Origin of the sequence: Synechococcus sp. R55.7 (genome assembly GCF_047461955.1) — a bacterium.
Taxonomy (GTDB): domain Bacteria; phylum Cyanobacteriota; class Cyanobacteriia; order Thermostichales; family Thermostichaceae; genus Thermostichus.
In genome coordinates, this window is sequence record NZ_JANSIC010000225.1 from 2,640 (window position 1) to 4,182 (window position 1,543).

At 54.5% G+C, this 1,543-nt stretch carries 1 protein-coding gene; it reads right to left on the reverse strand.

Annotation, left to right across the window (positions count from 1 at the left end; translation table 11 throughout):
• A partial coding sequence (gene pstS / locus NW820_RS10665; RefSeq protein WP_414407473.1) for a phosphate ABC transporter substrate-binding protein PstS occupies positions 1 to 955 on the reverse strand: 955 nt, incomplete at its 3' end.
• Positions 956 to 1,543 lie beyond the last annotated feature (588 nt).

Here is a 1,543-nt window from a genome sequence, read left to right on the forward strand (position 1 = left end):
TAACGGCCTTGGAAGTCTCGGCTTTGGGGTAAACCTTGTAGGCAAGGATCCAGGTGTAGCCCGCAATAGGGTAAGAGTCTTCCCCACTAGGATCCGGATCGACCCCCAGCAAACGCTCGTCGAGCTGAATTCTGGCCAGCGCCGCTTTCTCCGTCTCGACGTTGGGAGTTACAAACTTGCCTGCCCGGTTTTCCAGACGGGCAATGTTCAGGTTGTTGAGCTTGGCAAAGCCGAATTCCACGTAGCCAATCGAGCCAGGAATTTGCTTGATCTGCTCGGAAACCCCTTCGTTCCCACGCGCCCCTACGCCGGTTGGCCAGTTTACCGAAGGGCCGCGACCCACCTTTTGCTTCCACTCTGGGCTAATAGCGTTGAGGTGAGTGGTGAAGATATCGGTGGTACCACTTCCATCAGAGCGATGCACGACGGTAATCGGCAAATTCGGGAAAGTCACCCCTGGGTTAAGGCCAGCCAGCAGGGGATCGTTCCAGTTCTTGATCTTGCCCAGGAAGATATTCGCCAGTGCCAGGCGGGAAAGGCGGATTTCGGGGCCCACCCCAGGAATGTTGTACGCTGCAACTAACGCTCCGCCCACCATGGGTACAGAAACCATCCCTTTGGGAGGGTTAGCCTCATTCTCAATTTGGTTGATCTGTTCAGGACGGGGCACGCTGTCAGTGGCACCGAAATCGACCGTGCGGGCTACAAACTGCTGACGACCCGCACCGCTTCCTACAGACTGATAGTTGACCTGGATGTTAGGGTTTTTCTTGCCAAATTCTTGGGCCCAAGTTTGATAGATAGGGGCCGGGAAGGTCGCCCCAGCGCCATTGATGGTGATGGTCTGCTGAGCAAACACCCGCTGCCAATTCGCCTGGCTAGCCGCAAAGCCGGCAACAGTGGCAGATAGAAACTTCAGGAAAGAACGACGCTCCAAGGGGTGCAACGTCACCATACAGATCTCCTCTCCCAGATGAAGATAAAATCCTAGCCCAGATCTAAAAAAGGCTACTTCACTCGAGAACCTTACCCAACCCAATCAAAACTCGTCGGGCTGGGTATGCCACTACCGCCTGGAAGCTTGGAGGCAACCCTCAAGCTAACCCTGCGATCCTCAACAAGCCTTCAACCGATCGCAACATCCCAGGGATCCCTTTGAGCACGCAGGGTTCCCTCGGGAACGCTCCATTGAAGACTTCGCCAGTCCGCGCAGTTACTATAACGTAAAGGCCAGTTGTTTTTAGTTAAAACGAGGTTAAGCCCAGGTTATCTCTGGGGATATCCGCCAAATGTTGCAAACCCCTCAAGGGATCCCCTTTGGTGTCAGCCACTCCCTATCCTGGATTGGGTATCTCCCAAAACAGAGAACTTCCGCCTTTTGAGTTTGGAAAGGTGGCTTCTTCATCTTCCCGCCAAGGTTCAGAGCTGGAAGAGGACTCTAGAGACCTACCAATCGGGAATAAGCTCTGAGAAGGGATCCCCTATGCCGACGGGCTGGTGGCTATGGCACTCTGGGCTGACGATGAACCTGCTGAGCCTCTAG